At 53.1% G+C, this 17,548-nt stretch carries 17 protein-coding genes and 1 other annotated feature; of the genes, 13 read left to right on the forward strand and 4 right to left on the reverse strand.

All coding sequences use genetic code 11. From position 1 onward, the window contains the following. Positions 1–188 precede the first annotated feature (188 nt). From BM181_RS08530 to lgt, 4 genes are all read right to left on the reverse strand, one after another. A complete protein-coding gene (locus tag BM181_RS08530; RefSeq protein WP_075443895.1) occupies positions 189–647 on the reverse strand; it encodes an S-adenosylmethionine decarboxylase family protein in 459 nt (152 codons plus the stop codon). A gap of 105 nt (positions 648–752) precedes the next feature. Beyond that, complete coding sequence (locus BM181_RS08535) at positions 753–2,090, reverse strand: DHHW family protein (RefSeq protein ID WP_075443897.1); 1,338 nt, start codon at positions 2,088–2,090, stop codon at positions 753–755. 9 nt (positions 2,091–2,099) lie between these two features. Next, entirely contained in the window at positions 2,100–3,494 is a 1,395-nt protein-coding gene (locus BM181_RS08540) for an MBOAT family O-acyltransferase (RefSeq protein WP_075443899.1), read from the reverse strand. 128 nt (positions 3,495–3,622) lie between these two features. Then, positions 3,623–4,405, reverse strand: coding sequence for a prolipoprotein diacylglyceryl transferase (lgt, locus tag BM181_RS08545; RefSeq protein WP_075443901.1), 783 nt, complete (start codon positions 4,403–4,405; stop codon positions 3,623–3,625). A 416-nt stretch (positions 4,406–4,821) separates the two neighbouring features. On the opposite strand from lgt, the gene ileS reads away from it, so the two are divergent. The 13 genes from ileS (at position 4,822) to BM181_RS08610 (ending at position 17,535) form a co-directional block, all read left to right on the forward strand. After that, entirely contained in the window at positions 4,822–7,956 is a 3,135-nt protein-coding gene (gene ileS, locus BM181_RS08550; protein WP_075443903.1) for an isoleucine--tRNA ligase, read from the forward strand. Positions 7,957–8,089: 133 nt separating this feature from the next. Beyond that, on the forward strand, positions 8,090–8,461 hold the full coding sequence (locus tag BM181_RS15575) for a metal-sensing transcriptional repressor (RefSeq protein ID WP_371263022.1): 372 nt from the start codon (positions 8,090–8,092) through the stop codon (positions 8,459–8,461). Positions 8,462–8,486: 25 nt separating this feature from the next. Continuing rightward, entirely contained in the window at positions 8,487–8,855 is a 369-nt protein-coding gene (locus tag BM181_RS08560) for an Hpt domain-containing protein (protein ID WP_256211333.1), read from the forward strand. Between the two features lie 204 nt (positions 8,856–9,059). Next, the gene (locus tag BM181_RS08565; protein ID WP_075443905.1) at positions 9,060–9,590 is read left to right on the forward strand and encodes an acyl-CoA thioesterase; all 531 of its coding nucleotides are present in this window, start codon (positions 9,060–9,062) and stop codon (positions 9,588–9,590) included. Between the two features lie 72 nt (positions 9,591–9,662). Beyond that, positions 9,663–9,900, forward strand: a binding site (T-box leader). A 39-nt stretch (positions 9,901–9,939) separates the two neighbouring features. Next, positions 9,940–11,607 carry a 2-isopropylmalate synthase gene (locus tag BM181_RS08570; RefSeq protein WP_075444068.1) on the forward strand — a complete coding sequence of 556 codons (1,668 nt, stop codon included), beginning with the start codon at positions 9,940–9,942 and terminating at the stop codon, positions 11,605–11,607. Positions 11,608–11,682: 75 nt separating this feature from the next. Further along, positions 11,683–12,645 carry an alpha/beta hydrolase gene (locus tag BM181_RS08575; RefSeq protein WP_075443907.1) on the forward strand — a complete coding sequence of 321 codons (963 nt, stop codon included), beginning with the start codon at positions 11,683–11,685 and terminating at the stop codon, positions 12,643–12,645. A 12-nt stretch (positions 12,646–12,657) separates the two neighbouring features. Beyond that, positions 12,658–13,101 (forward strand): D-aminoacyl-tRNA deacylase, encoded by a 444-nt coding sequence (dtd, locus tag BM181_RS08580; protein ID WP_075443910.1) that lies wholly within the window; start codon positions 12,658–12,660, stop codon positions 13,099–13,101. A 2-nt stretch (positions 13,102–13,103) separates the two neighbouring features. After that, on the forward strand, positions 13,104–14,336 hold the full coding sequence (locus BM181_RS08585) for an aminopeptidase (protein ID WP_075443912.1): 1,233 nt from the start codon (positions 13,104–13,106) through the stop codon (positions 14,334–14,336). Between the two features lie 25 nt (positions 14,337–14,361). Beyond that, the gene (locus tag BM181_RS08590; RefSeq protein WP_075443914.1) at positions 14,362–15,021 is read left to right on the forward strand and encodes a hypothetical protein; all 660 of its coding nucleotides are present in this window, start codon (positions 14,362–14,364) and stop codon (positions 15,019–15,021) included. Beyond that, positions 15,018–15,917 carry a YitT family protein gene (locus tag BM181_RS08595; RefSeq protein ID WP_075443916.1) on the forward strand — a complete coding sequence of 300 codons (900 nt, stop codon included), beginning with the start codon at positions 15,018–15,020 and terminating at the stop codon, positions 15,915–15,917. Before BM181_RS08590 ends, BM181_RS08595 begins: the two co-directional genes overlap by 4 nt. Next, on the forward strand, positions 15,917–16,639 hold the full coding sequence (locus BM181_RS08600) for an MBL fold metallo-hydrolase (protein WP_075443918.1): 723 nt from the start codon (positions 15,917–15,919) through the stop codon (positions 16,637–16,639). The genes BM181_RS08595 and BM181_RS08600 overlap by 1 nt, the downstream gene beginning before the upstream one ends. Positions 16,640–16,678: 39 nt before the next feature. Beyond that, entirely contained in the window at positions 16,679–17,251 is a 573-nt protein-coding gene (locus BM181_RS08605; RefSeq protein ID WP_075443921.1) for a peptidylprolyl isomerase, read from the forward strand. After that, the gene (locus tag BM181_RS08610) at positions 17,251–17,535 is read left to right on the forward strand and encodes a GIY-YIG nuclease family protein (RefSeq protein ID WP_075430613.1); all 285 of its coding nucleotides are present in this window, start codon (positions 17,251–17,253) and stop codon (positions 17,533–17,535) included. The genes BM181_RS08605 and BM181_RS08610 overlap by 1 nt, the downstream gene beginning before the upstream one ends. Positions 17,536–17,548 lie beyond the last annotated feature (13 nt).

A 17,548-nucleotide genomic window follows, 5' to 3' on the forward strand; every position in this document is an offset into this window, starting at 1 on the left:
ACGTCCCAAGAATCAAGCCTGCAAGGCGCAGATGATTGGCTGACGTTGACCGCTAAGAACTAAAATGTTCGACATTCTTCTGTATAGTTTTGAGTATACATCGCTAAAGCGAGCCAGTCGGCTCGCTTTTTTTGTTTCGGAGTATTTTGCCTATGAAAAAAGCCCTCCCGCAGGAGAGCTTTTTTTCATTACTGATGATTGCGACGTGCCAAGGCACGGATGACTTTCGCGCCAGTATTGTGGATCTTGCGCAGTGGTGCAACCTTCGTCGTGACTTTCGGTTTGATTTCCTTAGCGACGCCGAAGTTGCCGCGCTTGAGGACTGTCGTCTTGGTCTTGTCCGGCTTGAAGAAGTTGCGGATCTCTTGAGCTACCATATCCGGCTCAGCATCCTCGTGACAGAGGAACACGTCAAGAGCAACGTACTTCAAATCGGTATAGATATGAAGAGAAAGATGACCGTCTGTCAGCAAGGCAATGAGGACATAATGATCATCGGCAAGCTGCTGGACATCCAACTTGACAAGCTGGTGTCCGATGCGTTCAAGTGCAGCTTTCATATTCTCCTGGATAAGTTCTATGTCAGTGAGTTTATTGTTTTTGCAGTTGAATAAATCGGCCGTTAAATGACGGGCTAATATTTTCACTATTTCTTACGCTCCTTTTAATATGCTAGGATGACGATAAAACATATACACTATATTATAGTTGATTGCAGGGGATGGCGTCAAGAGGGCGCCTGTTTACCTGCCCTAACGGAAATCATAGTCGTCTTGATGAGAATTACGTTCCAATGGGTAATCCAGTTCGATGGTGTGAAGAACCAGTACGAAGTCAGGATGCGTCTCATTGATATATCTGCGGATACTCCCTTTGAACCAGCGGGGATCGATGATATCCATCTGCCTTACGCAGAGAGCCAGAAAGGGAGCCACACTGTTGGCAAAGGAGTCCTTGATCATGAGAATTTTAACATCTGCCACTTCAGGCGCAAAGTTCTCGATACGAATCAGGGAGCAATCGGCATAGTTGTAAGCCGCATAGGGATTGGAACCGTAAAAATCTTTATGCTCCAGTTCGTGTATGTCGTAGGTGATAGAAAAATCCCCATAAGTATCAATGCCCAGTCCGGGAATTTCGTAATGCAGGCAGGTGGGGAAAAGGGGATAAAGAAGCATAAAATCGTCGGGCTTAGCCAAAACGGTGGTCATCCGCTTACCCTGGCTGCCCAGGAAGTAAGCCGGATAATGTTCCTGCCGATAGCTGGCCAAAGACAGCCGGTCTTTGGGGAAAGGGATATCACCTGCAGTTTCCAGCCATTGGGCGATATGCGTAGCGGCCCAGAGGCCGGTGGTGGGCAGCCAGTGATGGTCTGTCCGAAAGAATAACTGATGGTAAGGTGTGTCAGGAAAATCCTTGTGCATGTATGGATACAGGTCAAGGGTGGCGATATCGCGCGCCTGCAATCCCTGCAGCATCGCATCTTTTTTTTGCAGACTGAAATCCAGCTGGCCGATGAAAGTGCTATCTGTTTCCGTGTCTAGGGCAGGCGGATTGGGAACGAACAGGAATTTTGCGCCCTGCTGCTTACAAAAATCAGCTAAGGAAGCTGTTTCGTTAATGTACTCCTGAATGTCAAAGGGCAGAGTGGGGAAAAAGAGCCAGCCATCGGCCAGCACCTGTACGCTGCCGATGGTCAGCGGACGGATATTCCAGCCAATGAGCTGGTCATAGCGCCGGCCAGTTTCTACGATGTTCGTGTAACCGGGGAAATAAGTTTCGCTCCAGCTGGCAATGCGGGCCTGATCTTCCCGTATTTTGTTTTCCTGCTGACGTATTTCTGTCAGTAAGGAGCGCTCCGGCTGTGGTTCAAGGAAAGGATAGAGACCAGCCCAGTCAATATCTTTTTCCCGAGGATGGATACGTTCGGGCAGACGCCAATTATCCCAAAGAATTAGCCTGGTCAGCGCGTTGTCCCATTTACAGTGGTCAATCAGAACTACCACGGTAAACCAGCGGATAAATATCATGGCAAAAGCCAGCACTAAAAGCCCAGCGCAAAAACGCATCATATAGTCACGAATGCTCATAGCTATACCTCAAAAGTTAAAATAGATAAAGGGATTATAATTCCCCGCTACAGTAGCAATAAGGGAAAGCAGAAAGAGAATCGTAGCCAGACAAGGCTCGGCCACTGAGTGCCAACAGCGCCAGTGCGCAGCAAGCCAAGGATAGAGGGGAAGAGAAAAAGCCAGCCCCATAAGCCAGATCAGCCAGCCGTTGCTGAGAAAATGTACAGCCCGTTCATCAAAGAGCGGATTACCGGCCTGTCCCCACATCATGCTTAGATAAGACAGGCTTTGTTCAAGATCAGGAAACTGGAATATCACCCAGGCAGTAATGACAGCCAGCAACGTGTAGAGATGACCGAAAATACCAATATGATCAGTAAAGCTGGTAAACTTTTCCAGAATCAGCAACAGAAAATAAATCAGTCCCCAAACTAAAAAGGTCCAATTGGCGCCATGCCAGAAGCCTGTCAGCGACCAAACGATAAAGAGGTTTAAGGCCAGACGTCCACGGCTGCACCGGCTGCCGCCGAGCGGAATATAGACATAGTCCCGGAACCATGAGGACAGAGAGATATGCCAGCGGCGCCAAAATTCCGTTACACTGCGGGAAATATAGGGATAGTTGAAATTTTCCCGGAAATGGAAGCCAAACATTTGCCCCAGTCCGATGGCCATATCCGAGTAGCCGGAGAAGTCAAAGTAAATCTGAAGCGTGTAAGCGATAGCACCGAGCCAGGCTGCTGATACGGAAAGGGGCTCCTGTCCTGCTATGAAGCGGCTGTTCATAGCAATGACTGCCAGGTAATTGGCCAGCAGTACTTTTTTGGCTAAACCGTAACTGAAGCGTATCATGCCGGCGGTGAAATCCTGCCGGGTTTCCTGGCGGCTCACGATTTCCCGTTCAATGTCAGCATAACGCACAATCGGGCCGGCAATAAGCTGAGGAAACAAAGCAATGTAGAGGCCGACATGCAGCACATTCTGCTGGGCCTGAGCCTTCCCGTAATAGATATCGAGAAGATAGGAAAGAAGCTGGAAGGTAAAGAAAGAAATTCCAATGGGCAGGGCCAGCTGGATCGCAGAAAAATCTTTTTGCAGCAAAAGTCCCAGCTGAGTGGCCGCAAAGGTAAGATACTTAAAGACGAACAGCATGCTCAAATGAAAGGCGGCGCCAAGAGAAAGCCATAGCTTGCGTTTCCTTGGCGTAGCTGCTGCTGTCATCCGGAGGCCAACCTGCCAGCCGGCGATGATGGAAATAAGCATCAACCAGATAAAGAAAGGCTCACCCCAGCCGTAAAAAAGAAGGCTGGCGATGAGCAATAATACATTGCGGAATTTCCGGCTTTGGCAAAATGGATTGTAGTAAAGCAGAAGTATCATTGGCAGGAATATAAACAAGAATATATTGGAAGAAAAAACCATGAAGCTTCCTCCTTCGCATATTACGTTGCATGAAAGAATCATTGGTTATGTTCTACAAAAAATAGAGAAAATCCTGCCCTGGTTTTGCAAGTGGAACCTCGTGCTGCTTTATGTTTGTGTCCAGTCTGTTAAATGGTTTGCTTGCGTGTTTTCCAGGCCAGAGCGATAAAGCATAGGAAGGCAAGCGTAAAGGCAACGAAGCTGGTGGTCTGTGCACTGGTCATAAAGGCCAGTGTCTTTTCGGCATAATCGCCGCGGAGAAATTCAAGACCGAAGCGAGCGGCACTGTAGAGCATGACATAGAGGGCAAAGCACTGCCCTTTGACGTGTTTGGTACAGCGATACATGAGCAGCAGGGCGAAGATGACGACGTCGAGCTGTCCCTCCCAGATCTCGGCGGGCCAGAGTGGCTGTGTGCCATAGGTATGGGCAGCCAGTGTCGTGGCAGGATAAACAATGCCAAAGGAGCTGCCAGTCGGTGCGCCGAAGGCATCACCGTTCAAGAGATTGGCACAGCGTCCCAAAGCCTGGCCGAGGATGATGGCCGGAGCCAATACGTCCATAAGCCGAAGGGTGTCGAGTTTATGATGGCGGCAGTAGAGGATGCCGGTAATCACGCCGAGGGTTACGCCGCCTTGGATGGCCATGCCGCCCTGCCAGACATTGAATAATTCGGTCAGGTGCTCGCTGTAGTAATTCCAGTCAAAGAAGAAAACGTCCCAGAGACGGGCTCCGAGCAACCCGGCGATGCCGCAATATATGCCCATGTCGACAATGTGTTTTTCATAGCCGCAACGTTCCTGTTTCGCAAGGAAGTAGCCGACGCCAGTTGCCAGAATGATGGAAAGCGACAGAACAAGTCCGTAGGAGCGGACCGGAAAGTCGCCGATGAAGAATAGATATTGATGCATATAGGCCTCCCAGGGATCAGCAGCTGCCAGGCAGCTGGATATTCGTTGTTGAAACACTGTTAATTATAGCTTACGCGCGCTTAAATTTGAAGGAAAGGTTTTTGAAAAAAGAATTGAATTATGTCTTCTCGTATGTTACAATAAGTGCTGTTAACATGTAAATGCGTGGATGAAGAGAGTACATCTTCAGCGAAAGTTCAAGCGAACCGGGGTAGGTGCGAGCCGGAAGCGAGTAGCGAGGGTAGAAAATCACTTCGGAGCAGCAGGCTGAAAGAATGCGAGTAGGCCGGGCCGGTATTCCCCGTTACGGAATAGCGTATGATGGTACGTGAAAAATAGGTGGTTTTAGTGTAGGTAATACAGCCTGCATCCTGTTTTGGGATGCAGGCTTTTTCTATTAGGAGGAGGAATCCGCTTTGTACAGTAAGGTAGACACCAACCTGAACTTCGTGGAACGCGAGCAGGAAGTCCTGAAGTTCTGGAAAGACAACAACATCGCCCAGAAAGCTATCGATCAGCGTGAAGGCTGCGATACGTTCACGTTCTATGATGGCCCGCCGACGGCTAACGGCAAGCCGCATATCGGTCACGTCCTGACGCGTGTCATCAAAGATATGCTGCCGCGTTTCCAGTCCATGAAAGGCAAGAAAGTTCTGCGCAAAGCGGGCTGGGATACCCATGGCCTGCCGGTTGAGCTCGAGGTCGAGAAGGCTGTCGGCATCAACGGCAAGGAGCAGATCGAGGAGTACGGCATCGAGCCGTTCATCAAGAAGTGCCGTGAATCGGTTTGGAAGTACAAGGGCATGTGGGAAGAATTCTCCGATGTCGTCGGCTTCTGGGCGGATATGGACAATCCGTATATCACCTACGAGAACAACTTCATCGAGTCCGAGTGGTGGGCGCTCAAGGAAATCTGGAACAAGGGCCTCCTGTATAAAGGGTATAAGGTTGTTCCGTATTGCCCGCGCTGCGGCACGCCGCTTTCGAGCCATGAGGTTGCGCAGGGCTATAAGGATGTCACCGAGCGTTCGGCGATGGTCACGTTCAAGGTCAAGGATGAGGAGAACACGTACTTCCTGGCTTGGACAACGACGCCGTGGACACTGCCTTCCAACTTGGCATTGTGCGTCAATCCGGATGTCGATTATGTAAAACTCCGTGTCAATGGTAAAATCTACATCCTTGCGGAGGCGCTCGTAGAAAAAGTATTTGAAGATGTTGAGGGCGAGCGTGAGGTTCTCGAGAAGTTCAAAGGGCAGGCTCTCGAGGGACGTGCTTATGAGCCGCTCTATCCGTTTGCCAGTGATGCCATTGCCAAACAGCCGGGCAAAAAGGCGCATATCGTAACCTGCGATGGTTATGTCACGACCGAAGATGGTACGGGTATCGTCCACTTAGCCCCGGCTTTCGGTGAAGACGATAACCGCGTCTGCCAGAAGTACAACATCGCGTTTGTCAATCTCGTCAACAGCAAGGGCGAACTCACCGAGGAGACAGACTGGGCCGGTGTATTCGTCAAGAAGGCTGACCCGATGATTCTGGAAGACCTCAAGAACAAAGGCTTGCTCTTCAAGGCACCGGAATTCACGCATAGCTATCCGCACTGCTGGCGCTGCGATACGCCGCTGCTCTACTATGCGCGTTCGACCTGGTTCATCAAGATGACCGATGTCAAAGACGAACTCGTCGCCAACAACAACACGGTCAACTGGATCCCGAAATCCATCGGCAAGGGCCGTTTCGGCGACTGGCTCGAGCATGTACAGGATTGGGGCCTGTCCCGCAACCGCTATTGGGGTACGCCGCTGCCGGTCTGGGAGTGCGAATGCGGCCATCAGCATACGATCGGTTCCATCGAGGAGCTCAAGTCCATGTCGGACAACTGCCCCGAGGAAATCGAGCTCCATCGTCCGTTCATCGATAAGGTAACCATCAAATGCCCGCAGTGCGGCAAGGAGATGCATCGCGTCTCCGAGGTCATCGACTGCTGGTTCGACTCGGGTTCGATGCCCTTTGCCCAGTGGCATTATCCGTTCGAGAACAAGGACATCTTCGAGAAGCGCTTCCCGGCGGACTTTATCTCTGAGGCTGTTGACCAGACCCGCGGCTGGTTCTACTCGCTGATGGCTATCTCGACGCTGCTGTTCCACAAGGCACCGTACAAGAATGTCATCGTCCTTGGCCATGTCCAGGATAAGGATGGCCGCAAGATGAGCAAGTCGAAGGGCAATGCCGTCGATCCGATGGATGCACTGCGCCAGCATGGTGCCGATGCCATCCGCTGGTATTTCTATGAGAACAGTGCTCCGTGGCTGCCGAACCGCTTCCATGATGATGCGGTGCAGGAAGGCCAGCGCAAATTCATGGGCACGCTCTGGAATACCTATGCTTTCTTCGTGCTCTATGCGAATATCGACCAGTTCGATGCAACGAAGTACACGCTGGACTACGATAAGCTCAGCGTCATGGACAAGTGGGTACTGTCGCGCCTCAACACGATGGTCAAGGAAGTCGACAACGACCTGTCCAATTACCGCGTAACCGAAGCCGCCAAGGCTCTGCAGGATTTTGTCGATGAGCTTTCCAACTGGTATGTCCGCGGCAGCCGCAGCCGTTTCTGGGCTAAGGGCATGGAGCAGGACAAGATCAATGCCTATATGACGCTCTGGACGGCGCTGGTCACGACGGCCAAGACGGCAGCACCGATGGTTCCGTTCATCACGGAGTCCATCTATCGCAACCTCGTTTGCAGCATCGACAAGCAGGCACCGGAGTCCGTGCATCTGGCTGATTTCCCGGCAGTCAACGAGGCCTGGATCGATGAAGAGCTCGAGGCCAACATGGAACTCGTACTCGAGATCGTCGTGCTCGGCCGCGCATCGCGCAATGAGACGAACATCAAGAACCGCCAGCCGGTTGCCAATATGTTTGTCCATGCTGGCCGTGAGCTGCCGGAGTTCTTCCAGAAGATTGTCGAAGATGAGCTCAATGTCAAGGCTGTGACCTTCAAAGACGATATGGAAGAATATCTCACCTACAGCTTCAAGCCGCAGTTCCGTGTACTCGGGCCGAAAGTCGGCAAGCAGATCGGCGAGATCAAGGCAGCCCTTGGCAAACTCAATGGTTCCAAGGCTAAGGCTGAGCTTGACAGCACGGGGACGCTCAAACTGTCGCTTGCTAGCGGCGAGGTCACGCTGACGCCGGAGGACGTCGAGGTCTCGATGGCACAGAAAGAAGGCTTCAACTGCCAGCGTTACAATGGGGTGACGATTGCGCTCGATACGACGCTTACCGAAGAGCTGCTTGAGGAAGGGTTCGTCCGTGAGATCATCAGCAAGGTCCAGACCATGCGCAAGGAAAACGGCTTTGAGGTCACCGACCATATCACGGTCAGCCTCAGTGGCAATGAAAAACTTGCAAGCATCGTCAAGAAGAACGAAGCATATCTCAAGGAAATCACGCTGGCTGACACGGTGGTCTATGGCAGCCTTGAAGGTCAGAAAAAAGAATGGAATATCAACGGCGAGATGCTGACACTTGCTGTGAAGTAAGTATCGGTTGATGCTTAGGGCCTTCCCTGCGGGGAAGGCCTTCTTATTGAAAACTTTTTGCTGCTGGCAGGAAAAGTGCGTGGCAATCAAGAACAGATATAGAGGAAAGCTAGGACCTAAGGGAGGCTCATTCGTGGCAGAGGATAGAATAGACGATATCGCCAGCACAAAGGTACAGGAACATGTCCATACGCATGTCTTAGCGGATGGTACCACCATCCAGCATACGCATGGTCATCTGCACAGCCATACGCAGACGAAAGCGGTGCTCAACCGCATGTCGCGGCTTATCGGCCATCTGGAGGCCATCAAGCGCATGGTGGAGGAGGGCCGTGACTGCAGCGAGGTGCTTGTGCAGCTTTCTGCGGTGCGCAGTGCGATAAATGGTGTCAGCAAGATCATTCTCAAAGACCATCTGGAGCATTGTGTTGTCGATGCTGTCAAAGAGAATGATAAAGATGCGATTGCCCAGCTCAACAAGGCAATCGATCAATTCATGAAATAGTGCAAAGGGTTGGGAGGCGGATCTCATGGAACAGATGCAGATAAAGGCAACACTCAAACAGGCAGGTGTGGATTACGATAAAGGGCTGGAGCGTTTTATGGGCAATGTGGCGCTTTATCATAAATTCCTGCTCAAATTCCTGGTGGATGGTTCGTATGCGGATTTTGTAAAGGAACTGGCAGCCGGAGATCTCGTCCTGGCAGAAAAGAGCGTTCATACGCTCAAGGGGACATCGGGCAACTTGAGCCTCATGCGGCTGTTTGAAGCGGCGGACGCAACGGTGCAGGCAATCCGGACCGGACAGGGCAGCGAGGAGATCAAAGAGCTGGCGGAAAAAGTCGGCGAAAGCTATGAGGAAACCTGTCAGGCTATCCGTCTCAGCATCGGCGAATGATCAAAAAACAAAAAGCCTTCTTCCATCGCGGAGAAGGCTTTTTGTTTTGGCGCGGTTTCTGTGACACATGTTACGGTAATTATCGGGAAAATCCGTTATCCTAATGCTTGTCGATTTTACAGGAAAACATTTGTATTTACGCTGTAAATAATGATAGAATCATAATGAGATGGTAAGACAAGTTACCCGTAGGAGGTTATTCATATGGCGCAGAATAGAATCGTAATCAGCCAGGTCATGATGCCGAGCCAGACCAATCCCAATGGCAATGTCCATGGCGGCGAGATCATGAAGATGATGGACTCGACGGCCTATGCAGCGGCGCGCCGCTATGCCCGTTCCAATGTGGTCACGGCCCGTGTCGATGAGCTGGAGTTCCATCTGCCCATCCTGATTGGCGATCTTGTGACCTGCACGGCGGAGATTGTGTTTGTGGGGCATAGCTCGATGGAAGTAGCAGTGAATGTCGATGTCGAGGATCTCGATCAGGAAGGCAAGCCGCAGCGTGCGCTTACGGCCTATTTCACGATGGTGGCTTTGGATCGCAACTCGCGCCCCAAACCGGTGCCGCCGCTCATCCTAGACACGGAGGAGGCCAAGCGGGCGTTTGAAGAGGGCCGCGAGCGCTATGAGGCGCATAAGGAGCGGAAAAGAATCCAGCGTGAGAAGGAAAAAGCCCGCCTGGCGGCGAAGAAGTCACCGAGAGAGCCGGAAGATGATCCGCGCAAAAAATAAAAATAGTTTACAGTTTTACAGATAAATGCTTGCAAAATGTATTTTTATGTGATATTGTAGTATGCAACACAGGGAAATGCATAGCAGAGGAATAGTACGTATCAGAAAGCTCCCAGCGAGTTGTCGGTTGGTGCAAGACAATAGTGGCATGATATGGAACTCGCCTTGAAGCAGCCCGCTGAACGCCGCAAGGCAAGTAAACCGGGACGGAGCCTGACCGTTAGCACAGGAGGACTTGATGGAGTCCGTATGAGGTGCCGGCAGGCACGAATTGGAGTGGTAACACGTAAGCTAGCCTTTCGTCTCTTGGAGATGAAGGGCTTTTATTTTTAGGAGGGATTCGCAGATGATGAATTATCAGAAGTACAGCAAGGGTTATTTCATGCCGCCAGAGATCGACCTGGAATGGGCGAAGAAGGATGCCCCGGACCATGCGCCCATCTGGTGCAGTGTGGATATGCGCGATGGCAATCAGGCGCTCATCACGCCGATGAACCTCGAAGAAAAGCTGGAATTCTATAAGATGCTCATCAAAGTCGGATTCAAGGAGATCGAGGTCGGTTTCCCGGCGGCGTCGGAGACCGAGTATGAGTTCCTGCGCCGTTTGGTCGAGGATGACCTGATTCCCGATGATGTGACGATCCAGGTACTCACGCAGGCCCGTGAGCATATCATCCGCAAGACCTTCGAGGCGCTCAAGGGCGTCAAGAATGCCATTGTCCATGTCTACAACTCGACGTCGGTCGCTCAGCGCCAGCAGGTCTTCCGCAAGTCGAAGGAGGAGATCAAGCAGATGGCCGTCGATGGGGCCAAACTCCTCAAGCAGCTGACCGAAGAGGCCGGTGCTGACTATCGCTTCGAGTATTCGCCTGAGTCCTTTACAGGCACGGAGCCAGAGTATGCGCTCGAAGTCTGCAATGCAGTGCTCGATGTCTGGCAGCCGACGGCTGACCGCAAGGCCATCATCAATCTACCGGTGACCGTAGAGATGAGCATGCCCCATGTCTATGCGATGCAGGTGGCGTATATGAACAAGAACCTCAAATACCGTGAGAATGTCGTGCTGTCCCTGCATCCGCACAACGACCGTGGCTGCGGTGTCGCCGATACCGAGATGGGCCTGCTGGCTGGCGCTGACCGTGTCGAGGGCACGCTGTTCGGCAATGGCGAGCGCACGGGCAACGTCGATATCGTGACCGTTGGCATGAACATGTTTGCCCTTGGCGTAGATCCTGAGCTGGACTTCTCGCATATGTCCGAGCTGGTCGAGACCTATGAGAGCCTCACGCGCATGCAGGTCAGCTATCGTCAGCCGTATGCAGGCAAGCTCGTCTTTGCCGCCTTCTCGGGCTCGCATCAGGATGCCATCGCCAAGGGCATGAAGTGGAAGGAAGAGAAGAACCCCGACAAGTGGACCCTGCCGTATCTCTACATCGACCCGAAGGATGTCGGGCGCGAGTATGATGGCGATGTCATCCGCATCAACAGCCAGTCTGGCAAGGGCGGCGTCGGCTTCATCATGGAGCAGAAATACGGCATCGAGATGCCGAAGAAGATGCGCGAGGACTTCGGCTACTGCGTCAAAGGTGTTTCGGACCACAAGCACAAGGAACTCATGCCGGATGAGATCTTCCAGATCTTCCAGAATGAGTATGTCAACGTCACGACGCCGTATGAGCTCGACGACTTCATGCTCAAGAAGGAGCCGGACGGCACGCGTTCCGGCACGGTGGATCTCAAAGTCGATGGCAAGAAGGTCACGTTCCTGGCCAAGGGCAATGGACGTCTGGATGCAGTGTCGAATGCATTGCAGCAGAATCTCAATATCTCGTACAAGGACCTGACGTATAGCGAGCATGCCCTGGAGGTCGGCCAGAATTCCCGGGCAATGGCCTATATCGGCATCACGTCGGATGACGGCCATATCACCTGGGGCGCTGGCATGGATACCGATATCATCACGGCCTCCTTCCATGCGCTGTTCAGTGCCATCAACCGCATGAAAGCGGGAAAATAAAAATTTAAAAGTATTCTTCAGCAAAAGATGATATAATGGAATCGCATTTTTCTAAAGAACATGAAGGGTGATTCCATGAAGAAGACTATCATATCCTGTCTCCTGACGGCTGTCATCACCTTGGTGGCCGCTACGACGGTTTTCGTCATGGGGGCAGGATATTTTATTGGCAATTATGCTGTGCACTTCGGGCTGGAGCGTGGCACGGCGGAGAATCCGCAGGAACCGCCGCGTGCTTATGCGCTTTTGATGCCGCCTGAGGCAAGGCAGTTCAATAAACCGGAATATGAGAATGAAGTATGGGACTTGCAGGCAGCGGACGGCCTGCAGCTTGAGGCTACGCATTTTTCTCCCAGGCAGGACAGCGAGCGCTGGGTGATTATCGCGCATGGCTATGGCTGCACCCAGCAGAATTCTTGGTATATCGCCGAAAATTATCTGCTGATGGGATATCATGTATTGACGCCGGATTTGCGGGCCTCAGGCAACAGTGAAGGCAAGTACCTGACGATGGGCTATAAAGAGGGCGGAGATATTGCGGCCTGGGCCCGGCTGATCGCCAGGCGTCATCCGCAGGCCAGGATTATTCTGCATGGCGTGTCGATGGGGGCTGCGACGGTGATGATCGCTGCAGCGCGTGAGGATCTGCCAACGCAGACTGTGGCCTGTATCGAGGACTGCGGGTATACGAGTGCGTTTGACCTGTTGGTCCATCAGCTGACTGTCTCGTTTAATCTGCCGGCGTTCCCCGCGATGAATCTTTTGGATTGGCGCTGCCAGAAAGTCGCAGGCTTCAGCTTGCATGATGCTGAACCGGTAATGGCCGTGCGGCGGTCGAAGCTTCCCATCCTGTTCATCCATGGTAAGAAAGATACGCTGGTGCCGGTGGAGATGGCTGAGAAACTTTACAAAGAGGCGCGAGTGCCAGAAAAGAAATTACTGCTGATCGATGGTGCTATCCATGCAGCGTCGTCACAGAAGGATCAGGAACGTTATTTCCAGACGGTCAGTGACTTTGTCCGGCCGTATATGTATTGAGGGAGGAACTATATGAAGGCAGTGGTAACCCGGGTGAAGTCGGCGGCGGTGCGGATCGATGGCAAGGTCAATGGTGCGATCGAGCAGGGATTTCTCGTGCTGTTGGGGATCGGCCCGGAGGATGATGGGGAAACATGTGCCCATCTGGCCGAAAAGATTGCCAATGTGCGCGTGTTTTCCGATGAGGCTGGCAAGATGAACCGGAGCATCGATCAAGTGGGCGGCTCCTTCTTGGTCATCTCGCAGTTCACGCTTTACGCGGACCTCAAGAAACGGCGGCCGGGCTTCAGCCATGCGGCTAAGCCTGACTTGGCAGAGCCGCTCTACGAGCAGTTCATGCAGGAGCTGCGGGCGAAGGGCTTTGCGGTGGCGCATGGGGAGTTTGGTGCTGATATGCAGGTCGAGTCCATAAACGATGGGCCTGTGACGCTGCTGTTTGATACGGAGGAAGTATGAGCATGAACAAAGAGTTATTGCAGAAATATGCCCAGCTCGTCGTGAAGGTCGGCGTCAATCTGCAGCAAGATCAGATTCTCGTCATCAATTCGCCCATCGAGTGTGCGGATTTTGCCCGCACGATAGCGGAGGAAGCCTTCGCGGCGGGGGCACACGATGTCGTCGTGAGCTGGGGCGATGAGCTGCTGGCCCACATCCGCTACGCGGGCGGCAAGAAGGAGCTCTTCACGGAGTTCCCTGAGTGGCGGCGCAAGTTCTATACGGATTATGCCGAGCAGGGGGCGGCCTTCGTATCCATCGCGGCCCGCGATCCGGAAATCTTCAAGGATATCGATCCGGAAAAACTCAAGCTCTCGCAACAGGCGGCCGGGGCGGCGCTCCTGGAGTACCGCGCGCGCCTTATGAACAACCGCAATACCTGGTGTGTGGTTTCGGTGCCCACCAGGAGCTGGGCGCAGAAGGTCTTCCCCGCTGTCTCAGCCGATGAGGCTGTGGCAAAGCTCTGGCAGGCTATCTTCCAGACGGTACGCATCGAAGCGGGCACGGATACGGTGGCTGTCTGGCAGGAGCATATCGCTTTCCTGCAGAAGGCGGCCAAGTTCATGAACGATAATGCGTTTGTATCGCTGCACTATACGAATGACAGCGGTACTGACCTTACCGTCGAGCTGCCCGAGGGACATATCTGGGCTGGCGGTGCTGAGGACTCAGAGCTCGGCGTGCAGTTTGCGGCCAATATGCCGACGGAGGAAGTCTACACGCTGCCGAAGCGTGAGGGCGTCAACGGCACTGTGGCAGCGTCCAAGCCGCTGAACTTCAACGGCAATCTGATCGAAGGGTTCAAGCTGACCTTCCAGGAAGGGAAAGTCGTGGATTACTCGGCCGAAAAGGGTGAGGAGATCCTCAAGGGGCTGCTCGAGACCGATGAGGGTGCGCGCTATCTGGGGGAGGTGGCGCTGGTGCCGTACGATTCGCCGATCTCCCAGAGCGGTATCTTATTCTACAATACGTTGTTCGATGAGAATGCGTCGTGCCATCTGGCTCTGGGCAAGGCCTATCCGACCTGCATCGAGGGCGGCGAGTCGATGGACAGCGTGACGCTCTTGCAGCATGGTGTCAATGATTCGCTGCTGCACGAGGATTTCATGATTGGTACACGTGATTTGGATATCGTCGGCACGACAAAGGACGGCCGGCAGGTACAGGTATTTAAAGATGGCAATTTTGCCTTTTGAGTGGCAGGAAGGGAAAGAGGTTGTTATGAAACAGGAGTTATTGCGCCAAGGGATGCGCATGGTACTGGTATTGATGGCGGCAGTGGTCATGCTGATTTCGCCGGAGGCCGAGGCAGCAAAGCCGGTGGCAGCAGATTTTGCCTGCCGGCAGGTTTCGCTGGGGGCGGATAAGGATGCCGTGGAGAAGGTGTTCGGCAAGCCGGTTTATGACCGCACGGTACGCATCCAGGATGTACTGGTCAAGGAATGCGACTATGCAGATGACTACACGATCGGCTATTCCGTGGCGACGGGTGAGGTCATCGACATCATCGTCAAGAATAAGCAGTATGAGGCAAGAGGCGGTGTCCGCTATGGTGCGACGCCGGCCTTGATCCAGAAGGTCTATGGCAAGCAGAAGGCCCAGAACATCATGGGGAATAAGTTTTATGTCTATGACAATCCAAAGAACAAGTTCCAGCATTTGATGCTGCAAGTCAATATGGACAATGATTCGCTGGTGGTCATGCGCATCACCGGGCTGCCGATGAACGATGAAGAGATCGAGGCGCTGATGCAGGAGCGTCCGGAACTCTTTGAAGAGCCGGAAGATAAGAGCGTATCGCTGAATATGGCGGGGAAGGAAATCGATATGTCTGATCTGCCGGCAGCTCAGCCGGTTAAGCTGGGAGGTTTGACGGAATGATTCAGCTGCGGATGCTGGAGCATCGCCTGCTGCGTTATGCAGGCATCACGCTGGGCTGCTTGATTGCCAGCTGCTCCATCAATCTGTTCCTGGTACCGTCGCACTTGCTGACAGGCGGCGCGACGGGCATTGCTATCATTGTTTACTATCTGGCCCAGCTGCCCATCGGTCTGCAGACCTTTGCCTATAACCTGCCGCTGCTGGCAGCGGCTTGGAAGACCCTGGGGCGCGGCTATACCTTTGATGTCATCATTGGCACGGCGATCTTCTCGTTCTGCCTGGATTTCACGCGCTTCCTCAACGCCTATGCACCAGTCAACGATATCATGCTCGCAGCCATCTTCGGCGGCGTCTTCAATGGCATCGGCTATGGACTGGTATTCCGCATGAACGGCAGTACCGGTGGCTTTGATATCATTGGCGCGATCGTCAAGAAGTATTATTCGCTCAACATGGGCGGCGTCATCTTCGGCTTCAACTGCGTCATCATGCTGGTGGCAGGCTTCCTGTTCGGCGTGGCTCCGGCCATGTTCACGCTGATCTGCATGTATATGAATGCGATGGTTACCGACAAGGTCATCGCGGGCTTCAACAGCCGCAAGGCGGTGCTGATCGTCTCAAATCGTTCGGAGCACATCGCGGAGGCCATCATGGAGGTAGGTCGCGGCGTCACCTTCCTGCACGGGCAGGGAGCCTTCACGCGGCGGGAGCGCAATGTCGTCTTCGTCGTCGTGACGCTTACCCAGGTCGCGAAAATCAAGATGATCGCCAATGCCATCGACAGCGATGCATTCATGATCATCATGTCGGCCAACGAGGTCATGGGGCGGGGGTTCAGCTCGCCGGGCATACGCGTGGGGAATGTCATCAAGCGTTATGAAGGGAAGGATACATAATGGATCTGTCAGTCACGTATCTGCTGAACAGCGGCTTTATCGTGGAACTCGGCCGCACGCTGCTCGTCTTTGATGATTTCGAGGATCAGCAGGATCTGGTGGGCCAGGCCATCCGTGCGGGCAAGCATGAGGCGGTGTACCTCTTTGCCTCCCATGCCCATTTCGATCATTTCGATGCGCATATCCTGAGCTACCAGCATGAGGCGGCGCGCTATGTATTCGGCTATGACATAAGGCGGACGAAGCGCGGCCGGATGTTCCCGCAGGAAAAGGTCACCTATATGCGTCCCTATGAGGAATGGGAAGATGGCTGTCTCAAGGTGGAATCCTATGATTCCACCGATGTCGGGGTAGCCTTCCGGGTCACGGAAAAGGCCACGGGGAAAAGCATTTTCCATGCAGGTGATTTCAACTGGTGGGATTGGACCGGAGAGACGGCAGAGAACCGCAAGCTCGCAGAGAATGCCTTCCGCAAGCAGCTGAAGCGGATTGAAGGCATGCAGGCGGCACTGGCATTCTTCCCGGTCGATGGCCGTCTCGGTCCGATGCAGGACAAGGGCGCCCGGGAATTTGTCCGCGTGACGGATATTGGTGCGCTCATCACGATGCATGACCTCACGGAATCCGGCTGGCAGCCAGCAGCGGACTTTTTCCCCGTAGGGCGCAGCTTTCCCGTCTGGTCGCCGCAGTATCCGGGGGAACAGCGGACGTTCTCCGTCTGAAGGATTTGTGGTTGAAATGGCAGGAGGTTATAAGGTAAAATGAAGAAGATATTGATTATGCTGCTCGCAGGTATCATGATGCTGACTAGCGGATGCCTGGCCGTGGGCAGTGCAGACAATGGAGGAAACAAGAAAGTGGCTAATCGCATTGCAGTAATCCAGACGAATAAGGGTACGATTGAAATCGAGCTTTTCGAGGACAAGACGCCGATTACGACGAAGAATTTCATCGATCTGGCACAGAAGGGCTTCTATGATGGCATCATTTTCCATCGCGTCATCGATGGGTTTATGATCCAGGGCGGCGATCCGACTGGCCTTGGTACGGGCGGCCCGGGCTACACGATCGAGGATGAGTTCCGCGATGATTTGACGTTTGGTGGCGAGGGCATCCTGGCGATGGCCAATACGGGCATGCCACATACGGGCGGCAGCCAGTTCTTCATCACGCTGGCCAAGACGCCGTGGCTCAACAATCATCATACGATTTTCGGCAAGGTCGTAAAGGGCATGGATGTTGTCCGCGACATCGGCCATACGCAGACTGGTTTCCAGGATCGTCCGGTCCATGACGTCGTGATGGAAAAAGTCACCATCAAAGAAGCAGAATAATGGCTGCTGCCTACACCTATATCCTTGTATGTGGGGACGGCAGCCTCTATACCGGTTGGACGAATGACCTGGAAAAACGGGTAAAGACGCACAATGCCGGGCAGGGCGCGAAGTATACGCGCTCGCGCCTGCCTGTGCGTCTTGTCTATTTCGAGGCCTTTGCGGACAAACGCGAGGCGCAGAGCCGTGAGTATCAGATAAAGAAGCTTACGCGTGCACAGAAGCTGGCGCTCATTGACAAGGGTTCAAAAAATAATTATAATGAATTAGTTACCATAGAATAATCATATGAATTTG

It is taken from the genome of Pseudoselenomonas ruminantium (genome assembly GCF_900113715.1).
Taxonomy (GTDB): domain Bacteria; phylum Bacillota; class Negativicutes; order Selenomonadales; family Selenomonadaceae; genus Selenomonas_A; species Selenomonas_A caprae.

What these genes read in the sequence shown, in the direction of transcription:
- BM181_RS08535 (WP_075443897.1), bottom strand. Translation starts at nt 2,090, where the DNA reads ATGAGCATTCGTGACTATATGATGCGTTTTTGCGCTGGGCTTTTAGTG.
- BM181_RS08540 (WP_075443899.1), bottom strand. Translation starts at nt 3,494, where the DNA reads ATGGTTTTTTCTTCCAATATATTCTTGTTTATATTCCTGCCAATGATA.
- lgt (WP_075443901.1), bottom strand. Translation starts at nt 4,405, where the DNA reads ATGCATCAATATCTATTCTTCATCGGCGACTTTCCGGTCCGCTCCTAC.
- BM181_RS08560 (WP_256211333.1), top strand. Translation starts at nt 8,487, where the DNA reads ATGGAACAGATGCAGATAAAGGCAACACTCAAACAGGCAGGTGTGGAT.
- BM181_RS08565 (WP_075443905.1), top strand. Translation starts at nt 9,060, where the DNA reads ATGGCGCAGAATAGAATCGTAATCAGCCAGGTCATGATGCCGAGCCAG.
- BM181_RS08570 (WP_075444068.1), top strand. Translation starts at nt 9,940, where the DNA reads ATGAATTATCAGAAGTACAGCAAGGGTTATTTCATGCCGCCAGAGATC.
- BM181_RS08575 (WP_075443907.1), top strand. Translation starts at nt 11,683, where the DNA reads ATGAAGAAGACTATCATATCCTGTCTCCTGACGGCTGTCATCACCTTG.
- dtd (WP_075443910.1), top strand. Translation starts at nt 12,658, where the DNA reads ATGAAGGCAGTGGTAACCCGGGTGAAGTCGGCGGCGGTGCGGATCGAT.
- BM181_RS08585 (WP_075443912.1), top strand. Translation starts at nt 13,104, where the DNA reads ATGAACAAAGAGTTATTGCAGAAATATGCCCAGCTCGTCGTGAAGGTC.
- BM181_RS08590 (WP_075443914.1), top strand. Translation starts at nt 14,362, where the DNA reads ATGAAACAGGAGTTATTGCGCCAAGGGATGCGCATGGTACTGGTATTG.
- BM181_RS08595 (WP_075443916.1), top strand. Translation starts at nt 15,018, where the DNA reads ATGATTCAGCTGCGGATGCTGGAGCATCGCCTGCTGCGTTATGCAGGC.
- BM181_RS08600 (WP_075443918.1), top strand. Translation starts at nt 15,917, where the DNA reads ATGGATCTGTCAGTCACGTATCTGCTGAACAGCGGCTTTATCGTGGAA.
- BM181_RS08605 (WP_075443921.1), top strand. Translation starts at nt 16,679, where the DNA reads ATGAAGAAGATATTGATTATGCTGCTCGCAGGTATCATGATGCTGACT.
- BM181_RS08610 (WP_075430613.1), top strand. Translation starts at nt 17,251, where the DNA reads ATGGCTGCTGCCTACACCTATATCCTTGTATGTGGGGACGGCAGCCTC.